This is a genomic window from Phyllobacterium sp. P5_D12 (assembly GCF_054049495.1).
This window is the reverse complement of the sequence record NZ_JBFUMG010000397.1, coordinates 1-4,230: the sequence shown is the minus strand read 5'-3', so window position 1 is coordinate 4,230 and position 4,230 is coordinate 1. Positions and strand designations below refer to the sequence as shown.

General features: G+C 52.2%; 5 protein-coding genes. 4 read left to right on the top strand and 1 reads right to left on the bottom strand.

What is annotated here, in order from left to right; translation table 11 throughout:
* On the top strand, positions 1-116 hold a 116-nt coding region (locus ACXJ5O_RS20280; RefSeq protein ID WP_457301467.1), incomplete at its 5' end, for an SDR family oxidoreductase.
* Here the strand turns inward: ACXJ5O_RS20280 and ACXJ5O_RS20275 are convergent.
* The gene (locus tag ACXJ5O_RS20275; protein ID WP_457301466.1) at positions 113-1,012 is read right to left on the bottom strand and encodes a branched-chain amino acid ABC transporter permease; all 900 of its coding nucleotides are present in this window, start codon (positions 1,010-1,012) and stop codon (positions 113-115) included. The genes ACXJ5O_RS20280 and ACXJ5O_RS20275 overlap by 4 nt on opposite strands.
* A gap of 106 nt (positions 1,013-1,118) precedes the next feature.
* Here ACXJ5O_RS20275 and ACXJ5O_RS20270 point away from each other — a divergent pair, with 106 nt between their 5' ends.
* The 3 genes from ACXJ5O_RS20270 to ACXJ5O_RS20260 all read left to right on the top strand — a co-directional run.
* On the top strand, positions 1,119-1,685 hold the full coding sequence (locus tag ACXJ5O_RS20270) for a CGNR zinc finger domain-containing protein (protein ID WP_457301465.1): 567 nt from the start codon (positions 1,119-1,121) through the stop codon (positions 1,683-1,685).
* Positions 1,678-2,187 (top strand): hypothetical protein, encoded by a 510-nt coding sequence (locus ACXJ5O_RS20265; protein ID WP_457301464.1) that lies wholly within the window; start codon positions 1,678-1,680, stop codon positions 2,185-2,187. Before ACXJ5O_RS20270 ends, ACXJ5O_RS20265 begins: the two co-directional genes overlap by 8 nt.
* A gap of 240 nt (positions 2,188-2,427) precedes the next feature.
* Positions 2,428-4,230, top strand: a 1,803-nt coding sequence (locus ACXJ5O_RS20260) for a diguanylate cyclase domain-containing protein (protein WP_457301463.1), incomplete at its 3' end; no start/stop codon positions are given.

Below are 4,230 nucleotides of genomic sequence, written 5' to 3'. Positions count from 1 at the left end.
GGTTAGGTGAGGCGGAAGATATTGATGGGGCGGTGTTGATGCTGGGTTCGGACGCCAGCAGCTATATTACGGGGACGGTTATTACGATCGACGGTGGCCATAGCCTGCAAGGCTAAATGCGCTCCGTTTCTTGAACGTTAGTGCGTGTGGCGAGGACAAAAACGAGCAGGGAAAATACGGCCACATCCCGCCACAAGACAGAAAAGTATCCACCCCATAAAGATTCTATGATGCCGATGACCGCCGCACCGAATGCGGCATACAGGGGACGTGAAAATCCTCCGGCGGCCGTAATAAAGAGGATTTTCAAGCCGAAGATCATACCGGTGTTGAAACTGACATTGCCGTAGTAGAGCGCTGCAAGAAATCCAGCGAGCGCACACACACCATAGGCCGCCAGGATAGCCTGTGTCCTCACTCTCGATGGATCGATGCCGCAGAGCGCCGATGCTGCGGGTTCATCGCTAACAGCGCGCCAGATTCTCCCTGCGGACGTGCGCAACATGATCATCTCGCCAACGGCGATAACGGAGAAGGCGATCACGATGTTTACAATCTGCAACTGGGTCAAACTGATACCAATCGCCGGTCCGAGCAATCGAACAGGGTCTGCAAGCAATGGCGGTAGCCAATAATCCCTCGTGTTCGCTGCAATGCGCGACAGTTCCATTAGAAAAATACTTAGACCAAGCGTCGCCACCAGCACAGTATTGCGGTTCCCTGCATCGAGCGGGGCGTAGATGAATCTTGCGATGATGTAACCGCCTATGCCGACATAAACGATAGCAATGAAGGTTCCCAGTGAAAGCGCGGCTGGCAACGTCATCCACAGGACAGACCATCCGAATGCTGTCGCCAAAATAAAGGTTTGTCCAGAAAAAGCGAAAATAGCACCAAGCGACAGGTCGGTGCGATGCGTCAGCCCATGAACGAGCACATAACCATACGCGAGCAATGAATAAAGCGCGGCGTTGTGAATGCCGTTTAAAAGAAGTTGAAGAAAATACGCCATCTGTCGCTCTCTACTCATATTCATTCTAACTTGCAAAATTGATTTTACCAGTTAGAATTTTGCCATGACGTTTGATTGGAATGCTCATCGATTCAGTGGAGGCGTCTTGGCCCTGGACCTGGCGAACACAGTGATTTTTCGCGGAGACGCGGCGCGCTCGCTGGATCGTTTTGTTGATCCGGTTGAATTGCCTCGCTTTGCGGAAGCTGCAGCTATTTTTCGGACTGGCGAATGGGGAAAAGTGGAGTTCCACGCTCCGCTGTCACAGAAGGGAATTGAAGCGCTCATCGGCATTCGCGAGGTAATCAACAGCTTATTTCGAAGCACCGTTGGTGAGAACAGCTTTAGGGCTGAAGACCTATCAGCATTCCTTCGCCTCGGCTCCGATCTTGTATGCAATGAGCCGGAAGGGCGAGACCTCAGGCTACCAAATCTGTCGGAAAAGAAGCGCGAGCTATCTCTGGGCACAGCAGCCTTTCTTTCGGCTATGCGTCTACTCGATCCCGCACGACTGGAGCGAATCAAGGCCTGTCCGAATTGCTATTGGCTTTATCTCGATGAGAGCCGTAATCGGAGCCGCCGGTGGTGCGATATGAATGTCTGCGGTAATCGGGCGAAAGCCCGGCGGCACTATAATCGCAATGTAAAGCAGGCTGGAAACAATCATGTTTGACAAAGCAGGATTCGTGCGTCCGGGCGTGTCGCTGCTTCTCGTCGGACTTCTCTGTCTGGGCGCTTGCCGCGACGCAGGCGAAGGCGACTACGTGAATGTCTCCGGGAAGATTTTCGTCTTCAACTACCGTATAGCAGTGGCAACCTATCTGCTTACGTTGGCAAAGCTGCGCCCGTTGCCCGATGGCTCAATGCTGGAGACGACTTTTGAAAATCCAGCGGGGGGCGATCCAATGATTGTTCGGCAGAAGATATGGCCGACGATGGAAAAAATCACAATTGAAAGTCCGCCAGTCAAATGCGTGAAGGCAAACCGGGAATATAACGTCAGCATGCGCCTTGAAGACGCCAATGGTAAATTATTGCAAACAATTGAGCGGAAGATGATTTCAGACACGGATCAGTCTGTCATGCCGGATAAACCGCTGGTTGTCGGTCCTTTCTATGATGCCAATCCGGACAAAGGCTCAGCAGGAGATCCCTCTCCGGCTTGCCCTGCTTAGGTCGTTTACGACTTAATTCAACTGATGCCGGCCGTCCGTTGAAATACAGAAGGTCATCGTATTCTGGTTCTTTTCAGGAATTGGTAATTCTATTTTCCTAATTATGAAATTTAGATTTGACATGCGGTAAGAATAAATACTCTAACTCGTTGTCCAATCTCTGTTTTCATTGTCGTTGGCGTTTCTATGTAAGTAATCGGTAACGTATCCGTGGCGGGTACAGTTGTGCGCGGGCATTTGATGAGAACTGACCTCAACGAGAGCATGTCACTCGACACCATTTTTCTTCGCACACTTTATGCGAACAAGAAGGCAATCTGGTGGACCTCCATCGTACAGATTACCGCCACCTTGATGATCTATATCAAGACCCAGAATCCGATCTATATTGCCTTCGCCGTCGCGTTCTTCGTCACTGTTATTGGCAGGATGGCAAATGCAAATGCTTTCGAACAGGCTAATCTGACCGAAGCAACGGCGGCCACCTTGAAGAAATGGGAATGGCGTTATTTGTTCGGTGCGCTGGGCACTTGTATCCTTCTTGGATTTCTGTGTTTTGTCAGTATCTATATCTTGGCTGACCCATCGGCAGCCATCACCAGTATCATTATCGTTGTTGCTTCAACGGTTGCACTCGTTACGCGGAACTTCGTTTCACGTACGGTTGTGATCGGAATGTCGGTCGCTTTGCTTGCGCCGCTGTTCGTGACGTTCATCCTTCTCGGCGGTTTTTACAATTGGCTGCTCGCTTTGCTTATTCTCCCCTTCCTATGGAGCAATATCGGTATCGCCGCAAATTTGCGCCAGTCGCTTTTCGATGCACTGCTGGGCAAAAAGCAACTTGGTATCGTCGTCAACAACTTCGACGCGGCCCTTAACGGCATGCCGCAAGGTCTGCTGATGTTCGATCGAAACCAGACCATTACTGTTGCCAACATGAAGGCGGCGAAAATGATGGGGTTCGATAATCCTGAACAGCTCCGAGGCAGATCATTGGAAACGCTGTTGCGGCTGGCTCAACTGCGGACCTACTTTTCCAGTGAGGCACTGGAAGCCCTGCGTACGAAGATGCGGGATCTTTTGGCGGGGGCAAAGCAACGGGACGTGTTCGTGTCGCCGGCTAAACGCCACTTCGAGTTTACGGCGACGCCAGATCCAGAGCGCGGTACAGTTTTGATATTCCAGGATGTTACCCGCCGTGCGGAAGCTGAAGCGCAAATTAGCCGCATGGCCCGTTACGATAGCCTTACCGGCTTGCCGAATCGCAGTCAGTTTGCCGAAATCGCCAGTTCATATATCGAGATGGCTGACCAAGACGCACTAATCGCTCTCATGGTCGTCGACATCGATGGGTTGAAACGAACGAACGATACGTTTGGCCATCGCATTGGCGATGAGCTGCTCCGCGCGTTTGCCGATCGCTTGACGTTGGCCGACGCCAACGGTCCCGTGATCTCACGCTTTGGAAGCGACGAGTTCGTGCTGCTGTTCTCCGCGCCGACGCGGAATGCGGCGCTGGAATCTGTGGACCACATCATGCGCATGGTTTCCGGCCAATACCTTGTTTCCGGCCATGATATTTTGACCGGCGCGAATGCCGGCGTAGCGATTGCCAATGCAGCCGAGTTTGATCTTGTCGTGATGCACATGAATGCCGATCTGGCGCTCGACGTTGCGAAGAAGGACAGCAAGAAGGATTGGGCCGTCTTCGTCGAAACCATGGACCATTCCTTTCGCAGCAAACAACGGCTCAAAGCGGATTTACGGAAGGCGATTGCCGAGAACACATTGACCGTTGCCTATCAGCCCATAGTGAACGTTCGAACCTTGCGCATGACGGCTTGCGAAGCCCTTTCCCGATGGCATCACCCGGAATTTGGCCCGATCTCTCCGGCTGAGTTCATTCCCATGGCGGAGGAAATGGGGCTTATTTCCGATCTCACCCGGTGCGTGGTCGAACGCGCCATCAAGGATTGCAATGGCTGGGAGTCTCGGATCGCCGTCTCGGTCAATCTGTCATCCTATGATCTCCAGAACATGGAC